Source organism: Ruegeria sp. YKSF57, from assembly GCF_059612585.1.
Genome location: NZ_JBXWQW010000001.1, coordinates 70,589 through 88,859 on the forward strand (window position 1 = coordinate 70,589; position 18,271 = coordinate 88,859).

Consider the following 18,271-nt stretch of genomic DNA (forward strand, 5'->3'; position numbering starts at 1 on the left):
ACGATGCGGTTGGCGACCTATAACGTGGAATGGTTCGCCAATCTCTTTGACAGGGATGACCATCTGATCGTTGATGACAGCTGGTCGGGACGGCACGACGTGACCAAGGCTCAGCAGGTCGAGGCCGTGGCCAAGGTGATGACAGCGATGGACGCTGATGCCATCCTTGTTGTCGAAGCTCCGAACACCGGTCGAACGCAGAATACCGTGCGTGCCCTGCAGGAGTTTGCCGCAACTTTCGATCTTCGGACCCAACGCGCGGTCATGGGATTTGCCAACGAAACGCATCAGGAATTGGCTTTGCTTTATGATCCCGATGCATTGCAAGCGCGACATGACCCGAAAGGAGAGGAGACCGGCAAGAAAGGCAGCACGGAGGCCCCCCGCTTTGACAGTGTTTTCCGGATCGACCTCGACATTGACGCCACCCAAGATCTGATCCGGTTTTCCAAACCTCCCATCGAACTTGCAATCCGAACCAAGGCGGGCAATGACCTGCGGCTGATCGGCGCACACCTGAAATCCAAAGCACCCCATGGCGCACAAAGGCGCGACGAGGCAATACAGATTTCTATCGCAAACCGGCGCAAGCAACTGGCCCAGGCGATCTGGCTTAAGCAGCGTATTGAACAGCATCTGGATGCTTGCGAAGAGGTCATCTTGCTGGGCGACATGAACGACGGTCCGGGGTTGGATGAATTCGAACACCTTTTTGGTCGTTCTTCGGTCGAGATTCTTCTGGACGCCGGGTTGTTCGACCCCCATGCGGCCAAGGCGAGCCAACTAAGGCCGGGGGCGGTTCCTGCGACGGCGCGGTTCCAGATGCCGGGCGACGGGCGCTTTCTTCAGGCTCTGCTCGACTACATCATGATCAGCCCCGGCCTGCGAGACAAAGACCCGGTTTGGCGTATCTGGCATCCATTTGACGATCCAGATTGCTGGAACGTTCCGGAGCTCCGCGATGCCTTGCTAACCGCATCCGATCATTTCCCCGTGACATTGGATATTCAGATATGACCTTTGAACGCATGGATGGCGCGCCCTATATTCACTGGATGCGATCTGTCCTTGTCATCACCGCAATTGTCCTGGCGCCGGTTCCTGTGCTTGCCGAAGAAGAGACCGGAAAATCACTGATGGAGCAGGGGGCTGAACTGTTCTTTGAAGGGTTGAGGAAAGAGATGGAGCCGACACTGGACAATCTGCGTGACCTGACACAGCAGCTTGGCCCCTCTATGCGATCCTTCATGGAAGAGATGGGCCCGGCACTTGCCGATCTGGCGCGCAACATTCAGGATTGGAGTGTTTACGAAGTGCCCGAAATGCTGCCGAACGGAGACATCATCATACGCAGAAAACCACAGTCCGAGACCCCTGAGGAAGAACAGGAACCGCCGCAGGACAAAACGGCCCCCGGTCCGGAAATCGACATCTGAGAAAGGTTCAGTCTTTAACGATGATGCGGACCTTGGCACTCAGCGCCTCGGCCAGTGAATCGAGTCTCGCAGCGGCAATTTCGCTGAAAAGCGGCACGGTTTCCTTGGGCAGCACAAGCTCAAGCTCCAGCTTTTTCGGATAAAACCTGAGTTGCCCCATTCTCACCTCGTGCTGCATCCAAAGCATGGCCCCGAACCGCATCGCCTTGCCCAAAATCTCGGCCTGTTTTTGACCCTTTTCATCCAGAAGAGCGTATAGCGGGTCGAATTGAGCCTTGTCGCGTTTGTTGCGGTAGCGGTGCTGCAACGCGAGGCCGATGAATATCCGTTCAGAGTGCTTCAGACCGCCAAGGTTTGCGCGTGTGACGTTGTCGAAGCAAATCTCGGCCCGATAGTCGGGATGCGCCCGCCAGGACACGTCATGCAGAAGACATGCCGCCTTGATCAGCCTCACTCTGGCAGGCGGCACCGATTTGAACAGGGGCATCACGAATTCGAACAGGTACTTGCCAAAACCCGGCAGGCGGGCGTCTTTGGATTCCGCGAAATAGCTCGCCTCAATCAGTGGATCGCGGTCGCGCAGGCGTTGCGGCATCTGTTCATAAAGCAGACCCTCGCGGATTCCATAGCTGGAAATGGCGATATCCTTGGGCTTGAAGGTGCGGATCAGGCGGGCAAGAACGTCCATTGCATAGGGGACCAGCGCCATGCGCGAGCCGGAAACGCCCGCCTTTGCACGCAGCTTTTCCGGGTCCGAGTTTTCGATGAACTTGATGGTGGCGCGCACCTGTTTGGTGCTCATTCGGTATTCATGCAGAACCTTCAACGGGTAACCGCGCCGCGCCATGTCGATCCGGGCAAAAGCGCGCCAACTGCCACCAACCAGAAACAGGCGGTCCCGTTGTGGGCCTAACTGATCTCGCAGCTGTTCCATCACCTGCTTGATGTGGTCCTTGCGGCCGCGACGTCCGCCCTTGATATCACGCAGCTTCAGAGGCCCAAGCGGAGAGGTAAGGCGGCGACCGACTTTTCCGCCGCCGATCTCGGCCAACTCCATGGACGAGCCGCCCATGTCGCAGATCAGTCCATAGGCGCCGGGCCAACCCAGCAAAACGCCCTGCGCAGACAGCCGGGCCTCTTCCTCGCCGTTGATGACCTCGATGTTCAGGCCGGTTTCCCGCTGGACCTCGGCGCAAAACTCCGGCCCGTCCTCGGCTTCGCGGACCGCAGCGGTGGCAACGACGTGCAAGGGCGGCATGTCCAGATCGCGCGACAGGTGTTTGAACCGACGCAAGGCCGCAAGGGCGCGGGTTCGGCCTTCAGGGTTCAGGCGTCCGGATTCCGACAGGCCTGCACCCAACGCGCACATGACCTTTTCGTTGTAGAAATACGCGGGCGACCTGGCCGCGCCATCGAACACGACCATCCGGACCGAGTTCGACCCGACGTCAACGACCCCAACGCGCGACAAGGCGCGTGCGCTTGGGTCGTCGAACAGGGGCCTTCCGAAGGGTCCCCAATCTGGCGCGGTGGTTGCGATTGGTTTTTCCATCTCTCCCCCGGTCATGGCGTCGGCAGGATGCGAAATCGCCGGGATAGGGTCAATTGCAGGATCATCCCTGGCCTGCGTCATAGTTGAGCACCCTGACAGCCAGGGCGCGCGTGATTTCGCGTTTTTCTGCCAGTGCGAGGCGGTCAAGCTGGTCTACCACTTCAGAAGCGGATGCGAACCGGCGGTCCATGTGTTTGATGAGATACGATATGACATCGGGGCCGGGATTGAGCTGGCGGTCGACAAAGAGCTTGGCCAGAACCGCGCCCAAGAGTGCGTCGTCGGGCGGATCAAGCGCCACGTGATGCGCACCTTGGATGCGACTTTGCAGATCGGCCAGCGGCAGTGCCCACAAGACAGGGGGCAAACGGCCAGTCATCAAGAGCGACCTGCCTTCGGCCAGAGCCAGATTGTGCAGGTGGAACAGCGTTTTCTGACACTCGATGTCACTAGCAATATCAGGCACGTCCTCGACGGCAACAGGGTGCTGCGCCAGTTCCGGCACCTCTTCGTGCCGCAGGTCAGAAGCGTGAACGATGCGCGCGCCTCTCTCGCCGGCCCAGACATGCGCCAGATGGGTTTTGCCCGCCCCTTCAGGCCCGGTCAGTACCAGTTTGTTTCCCGGCCAGGTCGAGGCGGAGATCATCGCAACCGCCAGTGCATTTGCTGGCGAGACAAAGAAATCCTCGCGCCCCAGTGCCGTCTTGGCCGGGAGGTCAAAGCTGAGTTGCTCGGCCATTCAGTCGTCGTCCTGATCCTGTGCGGTCAGCCCCAGATAAAGGCGACTTGTCAGATATTGTCCCGCGCCGAAACGTGCAAGCACCCCAAGTGCAGCGGCAACCGGAACCGCGATCAGCATCCCGACAAAGCCGAAGAGTGCGCCGAATACCGAAAGCGCCAGCAGAAGCCACACAGGATGCAGGCCGACTGAACTGCCCACGAGTTTCGGGGTCAGAAAATTTCCCTCGGCAATCTGGCCAGCAGCAAAGATGCCCGCAACCAACCCGATTGAGGCCCAGTCGCCCCAGAACTGAAACAGGGCCAGCCCGATGGCCAGAGACCCGCCGATCAGTGCTCCCAGATATGGGATGAAGGTCACAAGCCCTGCGATGAATCCTACGATCAGCCCGAACTGCAGCCCGACAATCATGAGGGCAACAGCATAATAGGTGCCAAGAATCAGACAGACCGTCCCCATCCCGCGCACGAACGAGGCCAGAACCTGATCGATTTCTCTCGCGAGCCGCCTGATCACGGGGGCGTGGTCCATCGGCAAAAGCTGGTCTATGCGCTCGATCATTCGATCCCAGTCAAGCAGCAAATAGACCGCCACCACTGGCACGATGACCAGCAGGATAACTACATTGATCGCCGAGCCGAGCGACGCCACCACGGTTTGCAGCACATCGCCGGTCTTGGATTTCAGGGTCTCACCGACTGAGACGAGAAACTGGTGGGTATTGGAATGCTGGTCGAGCAGCGAGGGAAACTGTTTTTCAATGAAACTGCGCAGATCTTTGAATAGCGACGGCAAAATCTCGACCAGATCGATCAGCTGCGTGATCAACGCTGGAACCACCATCAGAAACATCAAAACAAAAACCAGCACCGACAAAATCGTTATGACCGCCGTTGCAGCCGACCGTGACAACCCCATACGTTCCAGCCGGTCGGCAACCGGATCAAGGAAATAAGCGATGGCTCCCCCGATCACGAATGGCAAAAGCACGTCGCCCAGCAACCACAAAGCGGCGACAAAAACCACCGCTGCAATGCCCCAGTATCTGAGTTGGTCCCTGACGGGCAAAGCCATGGTTTTGTTCCCGTTACCGCTTTCCTTCTTCAGTTCTTGGCCGATGCGTGGGTTTGATGCAACCCGTTCCTTGGCTACGGGTTATTACCCTAAGGCAATGTCACACATTGCTCTGCCTGCCAAATTGAACGGTGTTGAAGCATGAAGCAGAATGCAAAATCTGTGAACTCCCACACCTTGACGGTCCGCAAGCCGCAATGACGTGCTGCCTTGCCTCGGGTTTGTGGATCGCGTAGAGCGTTCGGGCTTTCGCTTGCCAAAGAGGATTGCCTATGCGTCTGTCCCGCTATTTCCTGCCTGTTCTCAAGGAAAACCCGTCCGAGGCCCAAATCGTCAGCCATCGCCTGATGCTGCGGGCAGGGATGATCAAGCAGGCCGCCGCCGGTATCTATTCCTGGCTGCCGCTTGGCTTCAAGGTTCTGCGCAAACTGGAAAACATCGTGCATGAAGAGCAGGCGCGGGCAGGGCATATCGCAATCCAGATGCCGATCCTGCAATCGGCGGATCTGTGGCGCGAGTCCGGGCGCTATGATGACTACGGCCAGGAAATGCTGCGGATGCAGGATCGACACGGCCGCGACATGCTATACACACCGACGGCCGAGGAACTGGTCACCGATATCTTTCGCGGACATGTCAGCAGTTACAAGGATCTACCGCTGACACTTTATCAGATTCAGTGGAAATTCCGCGACGAAATCCGCCCGCGCTTCGGTGTGATGCGGGGGCGCGAATTTCTGATGAAGGACGGCTACAACTTTGACCTGACCAAAGAGGATGCGCTGCACGCCTATAACCGCCATCTCGTCAGCTATCTGCGCACCTACGAGCGCATGGGCCTGCAGGCCATCCCGATGCGTGCTGACTCGGGGCCGATCGGTGGGGACGATACTCATGAATTCCTGGTGCTGGCCGAAACCGGTGAATCCGAGGTGTTCTATGACAGCCAGGTCACCGATATTCGGCTGGGGCAGCGCGAGATCGACTATGACGACAAGGCCCAGTGTCAGGCGGTGCTGGAGGAGTTTACTTCGCTCTATGCCCGGACCGATGAAACCCATGACGAGGCGCTGTTCAACCAGATCCCCGAAGGGCGCCGGCGGTCGGCGCGGGGGATCGAGGTGGGGCAGATCTTCTATTTCGGTACCAAGTATTCCGATCCGATGGGGGCAACTGTACAAGGCCCCGACGGAAAATCGGTGCCGGTACATATGGGCAGCCACGGCATCGGTGTCAGCCGCCTGATCGGCGCGATCATCGAGGCCAGCCACGACGACAAGGGCATCATCTGGCCCGAAGGCGTGACGCCGTTCCATTGCGGTATCGTCAACCTGAAACAGGGCGATGACGCGGCCGACGCGGCCTGTGAAAAACTCTATGGGGCGATGACGCATCTGGGACTTGACCCGCTTTACGATGACCGAAACGAGCGGGCGGGCGGCAAGTTCGCCACCATGGACCTGATCGGTTTGCCGTGGCGGGTCACGGTCGGGCCTCGCGGGCTCAAGAACGGGGTGGTCGAACTCACCTGTCGCCGCACCGGGGAAAGCGAGGAGCTGAGCCCGGAACAGGCGGTCACCAAGCTTGCGGGCATTTATGAAGGCATTGCCTGAGCAGAGTGACGGGCCGCTGATCTCGGTGATCACGGCCACGTACAACCTGCTGTCCCAGGGGCGCGGCGACAGTTTTCGCGAGGTTGTCGCATGCCTGAGGCGGCAGGATTGTGCCCGGTTCGAGCATGTGATCCAGGACGGGGCCTCGGCCGATGGTACAATCGACTTCATTCGGGAGTACACCCGAATTGACCGGTTTGTACGCATTCAAAGCACCCAAGATGCCGGATTGTACGACGCCATGAACCGCGCCGTTGCGGCGGCGCGGGGGGATTATGTGCTGTTTCTGAACTCGGATGACGCGCTGGCCTCGGACGATGTACTGAATGCGGCGGCTGACGCGTTGGAGGCTTCGCGGCCGGATTTCCTGTTTGGCGCGACGGCACAGCAGATGGGCGCGGGCGGGATTCACATCCAGAACCGGATGTCGCTGAAGGCTGTGTTGCAGCGGATGCCGTTCTGCCACAACTCGGTGTTCATCCGCCGCGAGGTGTTTCTGGCACTGGGCGGGCATGACCTGAGTTTTCCGGTGGCGGCAGATTACGACATGATGCTGCGGATGATCGCAGCGGGATATCGCGGCGAGCGGCTGGAACATCCGGTATCGTTGTTCTGGACCCGGGGAGTGTCGGGAGACGATGAGCGGACCGCGCAGGATTATGCAAAGATCTGGATGAAGTTCTTTGACGGGTATTCCTCGGCCAAGGGACTGACTGTTGAGGATTTTGTAAGGTTCTACAAGCGGGGGCACATGCCGGCAGCCCTGGTGCTGGACGTCTTGCGGCGGCGGGGGCAATCGGAGGCGCTGCGCGCGGCGGCGCGGCACAGTCTGTTCAAGACCATCCGGCGCAATTTGCAGCCCTGGCGGAAATTCTGAGCCTTGCGGTTTTCGGATTGAGCGCCTTCGGCGCGCTCTTTTCGATCTTGGATTGAGGGACGCTGTCCCTCAAACTCTCTGGGGTACTTGCAACCAGAAAGAAGCAGCGAACCCCGAGCGGTAACCGTAGCGGGGTTGCCTTGGCGTGTCGCCGACGCTCAGGACGGATGCGCCGGTCGCGCGGCGATCAGATCGCCATCTGCGTTGCTGCCGGGCAGGGCCACGACGATGGGGCGACCGAACCGCCGCACCAGATCGCGTAATTCGATGCCGAGAAAACGCAGCCCACAGATCCTGCCGCCGGTTGTCCGGTCGGTGATGCAGAGCCGACCCTGCCGGAAAACCAGCCGGTAACCCTTGGCGCGCAACGTGTCCCTGAGCGTTGTCCAACTGGCGGCGTTTTCGAAATCCGGTCGGATCGCCGCGCGAAGAAGGGCGGCGGTTTCGCAATCCAGTTGAGTTGAGGCGTGGTTCGGCCCCGATGGGCCTACGGGTTGAATTCGTTCTTCATAACTCATGAGCGTCTCCCGCTCTAAACTCATTAATCCCCCGGAGCAGGGTGTCAAAATTTCCCTATCCGGTCAAACAGTGAAATAAAATTACTCGAGGAGCGTTGCATTTGGAAGTCAGTTAGCGCAACCGGAAACGAATTGTTTGTGTTCTGGGGACAATCCTTGGCGCCTGATTGGCCGGGCATTTGCGGTGACACTTGAATTGTCGCGCCTGACGCTGCAGGTGTGAAAGGTGAACAGAGCGGCGTCGCGCGCCGGTTGCAATGGATACGGGCAGAACGGCATGGCGATGAGTTTCGTGACGGTGGTCTATTCGCGAGACTACCCATTGCTGGAGCTTCAGGCCCTGTCGATGGCCCGGTTTCTGGACACGGGTCAGGTCGGGTCGATCCAGGTCGTGATGAACGACTGCAACGAGGCCGTGCTTGAACGGGCGCTGGAGCCGTTGCTGGCCGCCTATGGTCCCTTGGCGGCCAAACTGCGTATTCTGCGCGGGGATGACCTGTTGCGTGAGGGCTGGCGGGGCAACGACGGCTATCGTATGCAGCAGGCGCTTAATCTGGCGGCGGCGGCGCGGGCACCATGCGAGCGAGTGGTTATTCTGGACACCCAGAACCTGTTCCTGCGTCCGGTGACGGCAGAGGATTTCTTTACCAGCGACGTCAGGGGCAAACTGACATTCCTTCGGCCCGAAAACGAGTGTCACCGGGCGTGGTGGCGCGAGAGCCTGAATGCGCTGGGCATGCAGGCGGCAAATCCGGACACTGTCCGGACAACGACATTTTCGATGCCGTTTCCGGTCAGGCGTCAATTGGCGCAGGATCTGTGCGGAGATATCGAGGCGCGGTACCATTCGGTGCAGGGCCTGTTCGCGTCGCGGCGCAACCTGTCGGAGTTCATGTTGCTGAACGCCTTTTGCCTGGGGGAATATGGCGATATCCGCGCCGGGTTCGAGGAAACCATGCGCCGGAATGCGGAGCTTTGGCCGACCAATTCGCCCGAGCAGGTGGCGGCTGAGATCGATCGGCTGGAACGGGTGGAAACCTTGTCCTTTGGGCTGGACACCCGGGCCTTTGCGGCCTTGTCCGAGGATATGCGAGCGCGTGTCTTTGCCGCGCTCGAGGCGCGGGGAATTTGTGACCGGGACACCGCGCGGGCGGTCCTGGCGCGGGTATCGGCAGTATCCGGCTGACAACATTGCGCCCTGCGCAAACTCTTCCCTTGACCATCGGCTGTGATCGAACGAGGGTCCGGCACGCAAACCCGCGGAGATTTCATGACCGGCACCCCACCTCCTTTTGCGCCATTCGAATGGAAGATCGCCTGGCGGTATCTGCGCGCCCGGCGGGCCGAGGGCGGGGTCAGCGTGATGACCTGGATCTCGTTGATCGGCATCACGCTGGCGGTGTTCGCGCTGATTGCGACGCTGGCGGTTCGGTCGGGGTTCCGGTCGGAGTTCGTCGGTACCATTCTGGGGGCGAACGCGCATGTCACCCTGTACAGCGCAGGCGAGATCGATGCGCAGGGGCGGGTGGACCGGACGATCAAGGAGTTTGACGCGATTGCGCAGCGGGTGGCGCAGGTTCCGGGCGTCGTCAGCGCGGCGCCGCTGGTCAAGGGTGAAGTGCTGATTACCAATCGCGAGGCAAGTTCGGGTGTGCAGATATTCGGCATTCGCAAGGATGACCTGCTGAAGCTGCCGGGGATTGCACAAAGTGAGGATGCGTATGGCGATCTTGCCCGGTTCGATGAAGGCATCGCCATCGGCTCGGGCGTGGCACGCGCCATCGGTGCAACGGTTGGCGACCGGGTCAAGCTGACCTCGCCCAACGGGGTCAGGACGGCGTTCGGGGTGTCGCCTCGTGTGAACGCCTATGAGGTTGTCTATGTGTTTTCGGCGGGGCGGTATGACATAGACCGGACGCGGGCCTATCTGCCATTTGGTGAGGCACAAAAATTCTTTAACCGCGAAGAGTTGGCGGATGAAATTGAAGTAATGGTCGAAGCCCCGGAAGAGTTGGATCCGATGATCCTGCCGCTCTATGATGCTGCCGGAGAGCGGATGCAGATCTGGACGTGGAAGGATTCCTCGGGCGGGTTTCTGCGGGCTTTGGAGGTTGAGGACAACGTTATGTTCATCATCCTGTCGATCCTGGTGCTGATCGCGGCGATGAATATCGTGTCGGGCCTGATCATGCTGGTCAAGAACAAGGGGCGCGATATCGGCATCCTGCGCACCATCGGGTTGAGCGAGGGTTCGGTGCTGCGGGTGTTTTTCATCTGCGGGGCGTTCACGGGGATGATCGGCACCGCGATGGGAGTGATCCTGGGGTGCCTGTTCGCGCTGTATATCGATCCGATCTTTTCCTTTGTGAACTTCGCGATGGGCGGCGGGGTCTGGGACCCGGCGATCCGGGGGATATACGCGCTGCCGGCCGAGTTGCATCTGGGGGATGTACTCAAGGCGGTGGGGCTGTCGCTGGGGCTGTCGTTTTTCGTCACCTATTTCCCGGCCCGCCGTGCGGCGCGGCTGAATCCGGTCGAGGCGTTGCGCTATGAATGACGTGACTTTGCGGCTGGACGGCCTGACCAAGACTTATCTGCAGGGCACGCCGGGTGAGGTGCAGGTTCTGCGCGGTGCCGATCTGGAGTTGCGCGCGGGCGAGGCGGTGGCGCTGGTGGCGCCGTCGGGGGCGGGCAAGTCGACGCTTTTGCATATTGCCGGGCTGCTCGATACGCCGGACACCGGGACGGTCGAGGTCGCGGGCCAGGCGGCCAGCGGCAAGGGCGACCGGACGCGCACGGCGATCCGGCGGCGGGATGTCGGGTTCGTCTATCAGTTCCACCATCTGCTGCCCGAGTTCACGGCCCTGGAAAACATCACCTTGCCGCAGCTGGCAAACGGCGTGTCCGAAAAGGAGGCTGAGGCGCGGGCGATGGATCTGCTGGGGCGCGTCGGCGTGGCGGGGCGTGCGGGGCATCGCCCGGCAGCTTTGTCCGGGGGCGAGCAGCAGCGGGTGGCCTTTTGCCGCGCGCTGGCGAATGCGCCGCGGGTGTTGCTGGCGGACGAGCCGACGGGCAACCTGGACCCCGAGACCTCGGATCAGGTGTTCGACGCGCTGATGGATCTGGTGCGCGGCAATGGGTTGTCCGCGCTGATCGCGACGCACAACATGGACCTGGCAGCACGGATGGATCGCGTCGTGCGGCTGGAGGCGGGCGTTCTCAGGCCAGCTGAGTGATCGCAACGCCAATGGCCATGACCGCGATACCGCCAGCGCGCATCAGGGTCAGTGGGGTGACCTGTGCGCCGAACAGGCCATAGTGATCGATGGCGGCGGTGCTGAGCAATTGCCCGAGCAGCACGAAGAACACCGCATTGCCGACGCCGAAATGCGGCGCGACATGGGTGATGGACAGCACGTAAAAGGCCACCAGCAGGCCGCCAAGCAGCAGGTGTTTGGGGCTGGAGGCGACCTTGGCCAGCGCCTGCGGGCCTGGGAACAGCAGCATGACCAGCGCCGAGGCGCCAAGGGCCACGGCAAAAAGAACGACCGCGGCAGCGGTTGGCGAGCCGATCAGCTTGCCCAAAGCGGCGTTCAGTGCGGCGAGGATCGGGATACCGATCCCTGCGGCCAACATGATTGCTGCGTATTGTGTCATGCCCGAATCCCTTCTGCCCGTAAATCGTTGATCTGGATCATTGTGATACTCCCGGTTGTGGGCAAGCCTGCAATTGCGCAGATCAGATGTGGAGAGGGATCGATGAGGACAGTTCTTGGATATGCAATGGCCGCAGGTATTGCCCTGGCAGCGCCTGTCGCGGCGCAGGATGCCGAACGCGGGGCCGAAATCTATCGCCACCATTGCGCCACCTGTCACGGCATCGAGGCGACGGGGCACGGGCCAATGGCCGGGGTTCTGATCATCCAGCCGGTAGACCTGACCGCCTTGCAGGGCGCGGACGGCGAGTTTCCGACCGAGCGCGTGGTGCGCCGCATCGACGGGCGCGACCCGCTGGTCAGCCACGGCAGCCCGATGCCGGTTTACGGCCCCTATTTCGAGGGTAGTGACGTGGCGATCAAGACGCCTGCCGGGCAGCCGATCCTGACCAGCGAGCCGATTGCCGATCTGGTCGCGTATCTGAAAACACTGCAGGGTAGCTAAGAGCATGCGTATCACGGGCATTGGATTGGCAGGGGTTTTGATTCTGGCCGCCTGCACACCGGAGCCAAGGATGCCGACGCCGTCCGAGGGCGAGGCGATTTTTGCCGCCAACTGCACGGCCTGCCACGATTACGACGGGCGGGGCGGGACACTGGCCGAAGGCCAGGTCGCGCCCGATCTGACGCGCATTGCGGAGCGCAATGGCGGGACGTTCCCGCGCGCCGAGGTGATGTCGCAGATCGATGGTTACGGGCGTGGCAGGGTGTCGCCCGACATCATGCCGGAATTCGGCGGGCTGCTGGAGGGAGAGCTGGTGCCGGTCGAAGTGAATGGGGTGCTGACGCCCACGCCGCGCCCGTTGGCCGCCTTGCTGGCCTATCTGGAAAGCATTCAGGTCAGCGGCTGAACGATCAGTCGCAGATGCCCTGAATTTCCGCGCCGCTCCACGGAATGACCACGTCGGTTTCGCGCGATTGCGGCAGATCGGCCACCTGCATCGACTGGCTGAGCATGGCGTGCAGGCGTTTGGTGCGCTGTGCCCCGGGTGCGAGGGCGCGGCAACAGACATATTCCTCGATGATCGCGCCTTGCTGTTCGAACCCGTAGCTGAGGAAATCGGCAGGCCCGTCGAGGTCGAACAGGTAAGGATCGTCATCCCCACCATGTTCCGCGGCGGCGCGCAGCGGGTGATATCCGGTTTCGCGGCGGTTCTGCCATTGCCAGACATGGGTCAGTTCATGGGCCAGCAGCATGGCGGCCACCAGGTTGAGGCTGTCGGGATATTCGCTCATGTAATCGTCAAGGTACCAGTCACGGGTAAAATAGACCTTGTTGAACAGGGCCACGGCGGCGGGTTTGCTGGTTACGATCTCTTCCTTGAGGGGCGGCAGGATGCGCTCGCGGCAGGTCACGCGCGGGCGCTGGTTGCGCCGGAAGGTCACCGCCGCCACTGGCGCGCCTTCGACCAGGCGCACACGGTCGAGGTTGAGGCTTTCGCCATGAACACGGGCGGCAAAGTCGCGTTCGGTGTCGGTCAGGGGGCGACCGCAGGCGGCAAACAGAAGAAGGACAAGAAACGCGCGTAAAACCATGATTTCGAGAGTAGCCCGCATTCGGTCTGCCGCAAGACGTTTTCACAGGCTCATGGCCAGAACCCGGCTGATTTCGGTCAGTGACCGGCCGGATTGATCCATCCATTTGTTGAACGCGTCCTGCGTCGCGGCCAGTGCCTTTTTCGAGGTGGGCGTCTTGTCGACCACGCCTTCGGCCACCAGTCGGGCGGTAACATCACGGGACAGGATGAAACTGTCGCGCCCGACAAAACGCATGGCATATTGCGCGGTGGCGCCGCCCAGACGCGAGCCGCGTTTGCCCAGCATGGCGAGCAGCCCGACATAGTCGGTCGAGGGCCAGCCGCCCAGAACCGTGCCCGCGCCGCCCTGTTCACGAAGCTCCATCAGAAAGGCGGCGTTGTCGCGAACCGTGGCGATCTTGGTGCCGTTGCGCACGATGCGGGTATCCTGCAGCAGCGCGTCGAATTTTTCATCGTCCATGAAGGCGCAGCGGCCCACGTCGAAGCCGTCGAACGCGGTTTCGAACCCGTCCCATTTGGCTTCGATGACCTTCCAGTTGAACCCGGCCTGAAACACGCATTTGGTGATGGTCGACAGCCACCTGTCCTCGGGCAAGGCGGCCAGCTCGGCAGCCGATTTGGGTTTGACCAGTTTTTCGTTCAGCGCATCCGGGCCGCCGTGCCGGTCGGCGGCGAGTTGAAATATCTCGTCGAAATGGTGCATGTCGGCATCCTCCTGCGTCAGAGTGGTTCCTTTCGCTTTGCCTTGGCAAGCGGAAATCATGCGCTTGTTCTGGTGTCATATGTACCTCCGCCGTTGCGGGGAGCTTGTCGGGGCGCAGGAGCGCTGCCAAGAACTGCTGTCCGAGCGGATCTTGGGGTGCCGGGATCACGGGAAGGTGAGATTCGTGATTGACTGGTCAATCAATAACCGGCAAGACTAGGATCATGGAGAGACCAGACCGGGGTGCAGGTCCGGAATGGAGGGGAGGAAACAGTGCCGGGGCGTGGTCGTCTTTGGCGCGATGGGGTTTGAACTTTTCCGGGTTTCCATATTGCAGTGCGCCGAGAGTTGTCGGCAATATGAGACCTTGGAATATGAACGGTCGCGAGAGGGCCGATTTGCCAACTGGGAGAGAAATGATGAAGAAACTGAGCCTCGGCCTTGTTGCCGCAACTGTTGCAGGGTCGGCCTATGCCGCCGACATGGGCGCGGTGGACGAGCCGATCAAGCTGGCGATCAACGAGTGGACCGGTCAGCACGTCACCACGCATGTCGCCGGCGAGATGCTGAAAGCCGCCGGGTACAATGTGGAATATGTCACCGCGGGCATGATGAACCAGTTCCAGGCGTTGGCGGATGGCGACATTCACGCAACGCTGGAAATCTGGTCGTCCAACGTGTCGGACGAATATGCCAAGAAGATCGACGAGGGATCCGTTGTCGAGATCGGCGATCTGGGCCTGGCCGCAAAGGAAGGCATCGCTTATCCGGCGCATGTGGGCGAACTGTGCCCCGGTCTGCCGGCGTGGGAAGCGCTGGCCGACTGCGCGCAGATGTTCGCCACTGCCGAAACGCTGCCATCGGGCCGTCTGGTCGATTATCCGGCTGACTGGGGGACGCCGGGCGCGGACCGCATGACCGGTCTTGCCTTGCCGTTCAAGGCGGTTCCGGCGGGTTCCGAAGGGGCGCTGATCGCCGAATTGCGCGCCTCGACCGAGCGCAAGTCGCCGCTGCTGATCACCTTCTGGCAGCCGCATTGGGCAATGTCGGCCTATGACGTGAAATTCGTCGACCTGCCGCCGGGTGAAGAGGCGTGTTTCAACGATCCGGCATGGGGTCCGAACCCTGACGCGGTCAACGATTGCGATTTTTCACCTTCGCGCATCTTCAAGGCCGGCTGGAACGGCATGGCCGACAAATGGCCCGCCGCCTATGAGATCCTGACCAACTATCAACTGGCGGTCGAGGACCAGCAGCCGATGATGGGCGCGATCGATGTCGATGGCGGCGCGGTCGAAGACGTCGTGGCCGCATGGATGGCCGAGAACGAGGGCAAGTGGCGTCCGGTTGTCGACGCCGCAACCAAGTGAGTCCCATAGGTGACTGACACCAAAACGCCAGCCATTGCCTGCCGGAACCTCTGGCAGGTCTTTGGCCCCGGTGCGGAAAAAGCCCTGACCGACGCGCTGTCTCGGTCAGGGGGAGATGCCGACAAGGCCGCCGGCGATCTGCGCGAAAAGGGATACATCCCCGCCGTGCAGGATGCCAATTTCGACGTCAAGGAGGGCGAGCTTTTTGTCATCATGGGGCTGTCGGGGTCGGGCAAGTCGACACTGATCCGCTGTATCTCGCAACTGCTGCCCGGAACCGGCGGAGAAATCCGGATCGAAGGCGACAATGTCGTCGGTGCGACGAAAAAGCGCCTGACCGAATTGCGCCGCAAGACGCTGGGCATGGTGTTCCAGCATTTCGGCCTGTTCCCGCACATGACCGTGGCAGAAAACGTGGCCTATCCGCTGCGGGTGCAGGGTGTTGGCAAGAAGGAGCGCCGTGCGCGGGCGCAGGAGGTCATTTCGCTGGTGGGCCTTGACGGGCGCGAGGACAGTTTCCCGCGCCAATTGTCGGGTGGGCAGCGGCAGCGCGTGGGTATCGCCCGGTCGCTGGCGGTGAACCCCGATATCTGGTTTCTGGACGAGCCGTTCTCGGCGCTTGATCCGCTGATCCGGCGGCAGTTGCAGGACGAGTTTCTGCGAATCCAGGCGACGTTGAAGAAATCTATCGTCTTCATCACCCACGACATTGCCGAGGCGCTGAAGCTGGCGGACAGGATCGCAATCATGCGCGATGGCAAGATCGTGCAGATCGGCACGCCGTCCGATATCGTGCTGCGCCCGGTGGACGACTATGTGCGCGAGTTTTCCAAGGATGTGGCCAAGGGGCAGCATGCCAAGGTGGCCTCGGTTCTGCATGCGGGCGAGGGCGAATACGGGCCGGACGATCCCGGACTGACCACGGCGATGACGCTGGACACGGCGCTGGCGCGCTGCATGCAGCTGTATCAGCCGGTGCCGGTGCGCGACGCATCGGGCACGGTCGTCGGCACGGTTCACCCATCCGATCTGGCCGCTGCCTTGCAGGTGGACGAGGCATGAGCGCGGTTGCCGATATCGCATCCGCCCGCGCCATGCGCCTGACGGCAGGCGCGCAGGCGGCGCTGATCACGGTGATCGTGGGCGCGCTGTGTCTGGCGCTGGAGCCGGTGGCCCCCTGGCTGGTGAAATGGCCGGCGGCATGGGTCATCCCGGCGACCGATTGGGTCGGATCGTTCCTGGCGTGGTTCCTGAACGGGATCAAACCGGCGGCGCGGCTGTTTTCGGACGTGATGGCCTATCCGATGAACTGGGCCAACTTCGTGCTTAGCGGCACACCCTGGCCTATCGTGATCGGCATCGTCACCGCGCTGGGCTGGTATCTGGGCGGGTTGCCGATGGCGGCGCTGGGCTTTCTGGGGCTGAGTTTCGTTCTGGCCTCGGGGTACTGGGCCGAGAGCATGAACACGCTGGCGCTGGTCGCCGTGTCGGTGCCGGTGGCGCTGATCATGGGCGGTGCGATTGGCATTCTTGCCAATGAGGTGCCGCGCGTAAAGGCATTCGTTCAGGCGGTACTGGATATCATGCAGACGGTGCCGACCTTTGCCTATCTGACGCCGCTTTTGCTGCTTTTTGGCTTTGGCCCGGTGGTTGGCCTGATCGCTTCGGCGATCTATGCCGCGCCGCCGATGGCGCGCAACGTGCTGTTGGGGCTGGAACGGGTCGAGCATGAGGTGAAGGAAGCCGCCATCATGTCGGGCGGAAGCCGGTTTCAACAGCTTTTCCAGGTCGAGATCCCGTCGGCCGCCACCCAGATCATGGTCGGAGTGAACCAGTGCCTGATGGCGGCGCTGTCGATGGTGATCATCGCCGCCGTTATCGGTGGCTTCAACGATATCGGTTGGGAAGTTCTGCTGACCATGCGCAAGGCGCAGTTCGGCGAGTCGCTGCTGGCCGGTCTGGTGATCGTGGTTTTTGCGGTGGTGATCGACCGGATGAGCGGCGTTCTGGCGACCGAACGCAAGCGGTATGACACGCGCGTGGTCTGGGCGGTGCTGGGGTTTGCGGTGGTCTTTACGCTGGCATTTTGGGCGCGGTTGCCGAACCCGTCCGACCTGACGCTGCTGGACCCGGCGGCGGAAGCGGTGGACAGGGGGCTGACGCAGTTCACGCAGGCGAATGCCGGGTGGCTGGACTGGCTCAAGAACAACTCGATGTTCTATGTTCTGTTGCCTCTGCGCATCGGTCTGGATCAGGCGGTGTTGCCTTTTACCTGGGGCTTCATGTGGACGCCCGCGATGAGCTATGGCCTGTTTGCCGCCGGGGCCGCGATTGCCGTCGTGATGGCGTGGCAGGGCCGGATTACCGGCGGGCTGACCGTTCTGATCGCGATAGGGATGCTGGAGACCGGCATTGCCAATCTGCCATGGCCTTTCGTGCTGACCGGTGCGGCGGCGCTGGGATACGTGGCGGGCGGCTGGCGGTTGGCGGCGCTGTCGGTCGGTCTGTTGTGCACGATCCTTGTTTCGGGCCTGTGGGAGCGGGCGCTGCTGTCGCTGTATCTCAGCGGTGCGGCGGTGTTTTCCTGCGCGGTTGTCGGCGGGTTGATCGGGCTGGCCAGCGCGGTGTGGGAGCCGGTGTGGAAAATCGTGCGGCCGATCTGCGACATGCTGCAGACCATCCCGCTGTTCGTGTTCCTGATCCCGGTGCTGATGGTGTTCCAGATCGGCGAGTTCTCGGCCTTTCTGGCGATCTGTGCCTATGCGATCGTACCGATGATCCGGTACACGCGGCACGGGCTGGTCAATACGCCGGACGAGATGATGGAGGCGGCGATTTCCAGCGGTGCGACCGAGTGGCAGATCATGCGCGACGTGCGCGCGCCCTATGCCGCGCCGACCATCCTGCTGGGGCTGAACCAGACCATCCTTTACGCCTTTGCCATGCTGGTGATCGCAGCGCTGATCGGGACCACCGGTCTGGGCCAGTCGATCTATCTGGCGCTGGGACAGGCGGATGTCGGGCTTGGCATTTCCGCAGGTGCCGCGATGGCCATTCTGGCGTTGATCGCCGACCGCATGGTGCAGGGCTTTGCCGAGGAAAAGCGCAAGGCGCTGGGTCTTTGACAATTGCGGC

The 18,271-nt window shown here is 61.4% G+C and carries 19 protein-coding genes; 12 read left to right on the forward strand and 7 right to left on the reverse strand.

Annotated features, from left to right (window positions below; all coding sequences use genetic code 11):
• The first annotated feature begins 3 nt into the window (after positions 1–3).
• Both AC2FLX_RS00380 and AC2FLX_RS00385 read left to right on the forward strand, forming a co-directional pair.
• Positions 4–1,017 carry an endonuclease/exonuclease/phosphatase family protein gene (locus AC2FLX_RS00380; RefSeq protein WP_496807670.1) on the forward strand — a complete coding sequence of 338 codons (1,014 nt, stop codon included), beginning with the start codon at positions 4–6 and terminating at the stop codon, positions 1,015–1,017.
• Positions 1,014–1,436 carry a hypothetical protein gene (locus AC2FLX_RS00385; RefSeq protein WP_480751052.1) on the forward strand — a complete coding sequence of 141 codons (423 nt, stop codon included), beginning with the start codon at positions 1,014–1,016 and terminating at the stop codon, positions 1,434–1,436. The genes AC2FLX_RS00380 and AC2FLX_RS00385 overlap by 4 nt, the downstream gene beginning before the upstream one ends.
• 7 nt (positions 1,437–1,443) lie before the next feature.
• On the opposite strand, the gene AC2FLX_RS00390 is transcribed toward AC2FLX_RS00385, so the two are convergent.
• The 3 genes from AC2FLX_RS00390 to AC2FLX_RS00400 form a co-directional block, all read right to left on the reverse strand.
• Entirely contained in the window at positions 1,444–2,988 is a 1,545-nt protein-coding gene (locus tag AC2FLX_RS00390) for a Ppx/GppA family phosphatase (protein ID WP_480751175.1), read from the reverse strand.
• Positions 2,989–3,049: 61 nt separating this feature from the next.
• Positions 3,050–3,727 (reverse strand): HdaA/DnaA family protein, encoded by a 678-nt coding sequence (locus AC2FLX_RS00395; RefSeq protein WP_496809570.1) that lies wholly within the window; start codon positions 3,725–3,727, stop codon positions 3,050–3,052.
• Positions 3,728–4,801 carry an AI-2E family transporter gene (locus tag AC2FLX_RS00400; RefSeq protein ID WP_496809569.1) on the reverse strand — a complete coding sequence of 358 codons (1,074 nt, stop codon included), beginning with the start codon at positions 4,799–4,801 and terminating at the stop codon, positions 3,728–3,730.
• Positions 4,802–5,073: 272 nt separating this feature from the next.
• Between AC2FLX_RS00400 and proS the strand changes: the two genes are divergently transcribed.
• Positions 5,074–6,414 (forward strand): proline--tRNA ligase, encoded by a 1,341-nt coding sequence (gene proS / locus AC2FLX_RS00405; RefSeq protein ID WP_496809568.1) that lies wholly within the window; start codon positions 5,074–5,076, stop codon positions 6,412–6,414.
• Positions 6,398–7,291 (forward strand): glycosyltransferase family 2 protein, encoded by an 894-nt coding sequence (locus AC2FLX_RS00410; RefSeq protein ID WP_496809567.1) that lies wholly within the window; start codon positions 6,398–6,400, stop codon positions 7,289–7,291. The genes proS and AC2FLX_RS00410 overlap by 17 nt, the downstream gene beginning before the upstream one ends.
• A gap of 158 nt (positions 7,292–7,449) precedes the next feature.
• Here the strand turns inward: AC2FLX_RS00410 and AC2FLX_RS00415 are convergent, their stop codons facing one another.
• Positions 7,450–7,809, reverse strand: coding sequence for a hypothetical protein (locus AC2FLX_RS00415; RefSeq protein WP_480751046.1), 360 nt, complete (start codon positions 7,807–7,809; stop codon positions 7,450–7,452).
• Between the two features lie 226 nt (positions 7,810–8,035).
• Between AC2FLX_RS00415 and AC2FLX_RS00420 the strand changes: the two genes are divergently transcribed.
• The 3 genes from AC2FLX_RS00420 (at position 8,036) to AC2FLX_RS00430 (ending at position 11,045) form a co-directional block, all read left to right on the forward strand.
• Positions 8,036–8,995 (forward strand): DUF6492 family protein, encoded by a 960-nt coding sequence (locus tag AC2FLX_RS00420; protein WP_480751045.1) that lies wholly within the window; start codon positions 8,036–8,038, stop codon positions 8,993–8,995.
• A gap of 84 nt (positions 8,996–9,079) precedes the next feature.
• Positions 9,080–10,366: an ABC transporter permease gene (locus AC2FLX_RS00425; protein WP_480751044.1), complete on the forward strand. Its 1,287-nt coding sequence runs from the start codon at positions 9,080–9,082 to the stop codon at positions 10,364–10,366.
• Positions 10,359–11,045, forward strand: coding sequence for an ABC transporter ATP-binding protein (locus AC2FLX_RS00430; protein ID WP_480751042.1), 687 nt, complete (start codon positions 10,359–10,361; stop codon positions 11,043–11,045). The genes AC2FLX_RS00425 and AC2FLX_RS00430 overlap by 8 nt, the downstream gene beginning before the upstream one ends.
• Here AC2FLX_RS00430 and AC2FLX_RS00435 read toward each other — a convergent pair.
• Positions 11,029–11,466 carry a DMT family transporter gene (locus tag AC2FLX_RS00435; RefSeq protein WP_480751040.1) on the reverse strand — a complete coding sequence of 146 codons (438 nt, stop codon included), beginning with the start codon at positions 11,464–11,466 and terminating at the stop codon, positions 11,029–11,031. The genes AC2FLX_RS00430 and AC2FLX_RS00435 overlap by 17 nt on opposite strands.
• Positions 11,467–11,568: 102 nt before the next feature.
• Between AC2FLX_RS00435 and AC2FLX_RS00440 the strand changes: the two genes are divergently transcribed.
• Both AC2FLX_RS00440 and AC2FLX_RS00445 read left to right on the forward strand, forming a co-directional pair.
• Positions 11,569–11,970, forward strand: coding sequence for a c-type cytochrome (locus tag AC2FLX_RS00440; RefSeq protein WP_496746262.1), 402 nt, complete (start codon positions 11,569–11,571; stop codon positions 11,968–11,970).
• A 70-nt stretch (positions 11,971–12,040) separates the two neighbouring features.
• Positions 12,041–12,376, forward strand: coding sequence for a c-type cytochrome (locus AC2FLX_RS00445; RefSeq protein ID WP_480751037.1), 336 nt, complete (start codon positions 12,041–12,043; stop codon positions 12,374–12,376).
• A 4-nt stretch (positions 12,377–12,380) separates the two neighbouring features.
• Here AC2FLX_RS00445 and AC2FLX_RS00450 read toward each other — a convergent pair whose 3' ends face one another.
• Positions 12,381–13,061: a hypothetical protein gene (locus AC2FLX_RS00450; RefSeq protein WP_480751174.1), complete on the reverse strand. Its 681-nt coding sequence runs from the start codon at positions 13,059–13,061 to the stop codon at positions 12,381–12,383.
• 42 nt (positions 13,062–13,103) lie between these two features.
• Positions 13,104–13,766, reverse strand: a complete 663-nt coding sequence (locus AC2FLX_RS00455) for a DNA-3-methyladenine glycosylase I (protein ID WP_496746264.1) — start codon at positions 13,764–13,766, stop codon at positions 13,104–13,106.
• A 419-nt stretch (positions 13,767–14,185) separates the two neighbouring features.
• On the opposite strand from AC2FLX_RS00455, the gene AC2FLX_RS00460 reads away from it, so the two are divergent.
• From AC2FLX_RS00460 to AC2FLX_RS00470, 3 genes are read left to right on the forward strand one after another with little or no spacing between them, the layout of a single operon-like run.
• Positions 14,186–15,136 carry an ABC transporter substrate-binding protein gene (locus AC2FLX_RS00460; RefSeq protein ID WP_480751033.1) on the forward strand — a complete coding sequence of 317 codons (951 nt, stop codon included), beginning with the start codon at positions 14,186–14,188 and terminating at the stop codon, positions 15,134–15,136.
• A gap of 9 nt (positions 15,137–15,145) precedes the next feature.
• Positions 15,146–16,198 (forward strand): quaternary amine ABC transporter ATP-binding protein, encoded by a 1,053-nt coding sequence (locus AC2FLX_RS00465; RefSeq protein WP_496809566.1) that lies wholly within the window; start codon positions 15,146–15,148, stop codon positions 16,196–16,198.
• Positions 16,195–18,261: an ABC transporter permease gene (locus AC2FLX_RS00470; RefSeq protein WP_496809565.1), complete on the forward strand. Its 2,067-nt coding sequence runs from the start codon at positions 16,195–16,197 to the stop codon at positions 18,259–18,261. Before AC2FLX_RS00465 ends, AC2FLX_RS00470 begins: the two co-directional genes overlap by 4 nt.
• The last annotated feature ends 10 nt before the right edge of the window (positions 18,262–18,271 follow it).

Bases quoted from the DNA above. Each gene is read 5' to 3' on its own strand.
- AC2FLX_RS00450 (WP_480751174.1), bottom strand. From the start codon at position 13,061: ATGGTTTTACGCGCGTTTCTTGTCCTTCTTCTGTTTGCCGCCTGCGGT.
- AC2FLX_RS00400 (WP_496809569.1), bottom strand. From the start codon at position 4,801: ATGGCTTTGCCCGTCAGGGACCAACTCAGATACTGGGGCATTGCAGCG.
- AC2FLX_RS00430 (WP_480751042.1), top strand. From the start codon at position 10,359: ATGAATGACGTGACTTTGCGGCTGGACGGCCTGACCAAGACTTATCTG.
- AC2FLX_RS00435 (WP_480751040.1), bottom strand. From the start codon at position 11,466: ATGACACAATACGCAGCAATCATGTTGGCCGCAGGGATCGGTATCCCG.
- AC2FLX_RS00445 (WP_480751037.1), top strand. From the start codon at position 12,041: ATGCCGACGCCGTCCGAGGGCGAGGCGATTTTTGCCGCCAACTGCACG.
- AC2FLX_RS00470 (WP_496809565.1), top strand. From the start codon at position 16,195: ATGAGCGCGGTTGCCGATATCGCATCCGCCCGCGCCATGCGCCTGACG.
- AC2FLX_RS00410 (WP_496809567.1), top strand. From the start codon at position 6,398: ATGAAGGCATTGCCTGAGCAGAGTGACGGGCCGCTGATCTCGGTGATC.
- AC2FLX_RS00455 (WP_496746264.1), bottom strand. From the start codon at position 13,766: ATGCACCATTTCGACGAGATATTTCAACTCGCCGCCGACCGGCACGGC.
- AC2FLX_RS00415 (WP_480751046.1), bottom strand. From the start codon at position 7,809: ATGAGTTATGAAGAACGAATTCAACCCGTAGGCCCATCGGGGCCGAAC.
- AC2FLX_RS00395 (WP_496809570.1), bottom strand. From the start codon at position 3,727: ATGGCCGAGCAACTCAGCTTTGACCTCCCGGCCAAGACGGCACTGGGG.
- AC2FLX_RS00385 (WP_480751052.1), top strand. From the start codon at position 1,014: ATGACCTTTGAACGCATGGATGGCGCGCCCTATATTCACTGGATGCGA.
- proS (WP_496809568.1), top strand. From the start codon at position 5,074: ATGCGTCTGTCCCGCTATTTCCTGCCTGTTCTCAAGGAAAACCCGTCC.
- AC2FLX_RS00425 (WP_480751044.1), top strand. From the start codon at position 9,080: ATGACCGGCACCCCACCTCCTTTTGCGCCATTCGAATGGAAGATCGCC.
- AC2FLX_RS00460 (WP_480751033.1), top strand. From the start codon at position 14,186: ATGAAGAAACTGAGCCTCGGCCTTGTTGCCGCAACTGTTGCAGGGTCG.
- AC2FLX_RS00390 (WP_480751175.1), bottom strand. From the start codon at position 2,988: ATGGAAAAACCAATCGCAACCACCGCGCCAGATTGGGGACCCTTCGGA.
- AC2FLX_RS00380 (WP_496807670.1), top strand. From the start codon at position 4: ATGCGGTTGGCGACCTATAACGTGGAATGGTTCGCCAATCTCTTTGAC.
- AC2FLX_RS00440 (WP_496746262.1), top strand. From the start codon at position 11,569: ATGAGGACAGTTCTTGGATATGCAATGGCCGCAGGTATTGCCCTGGCA.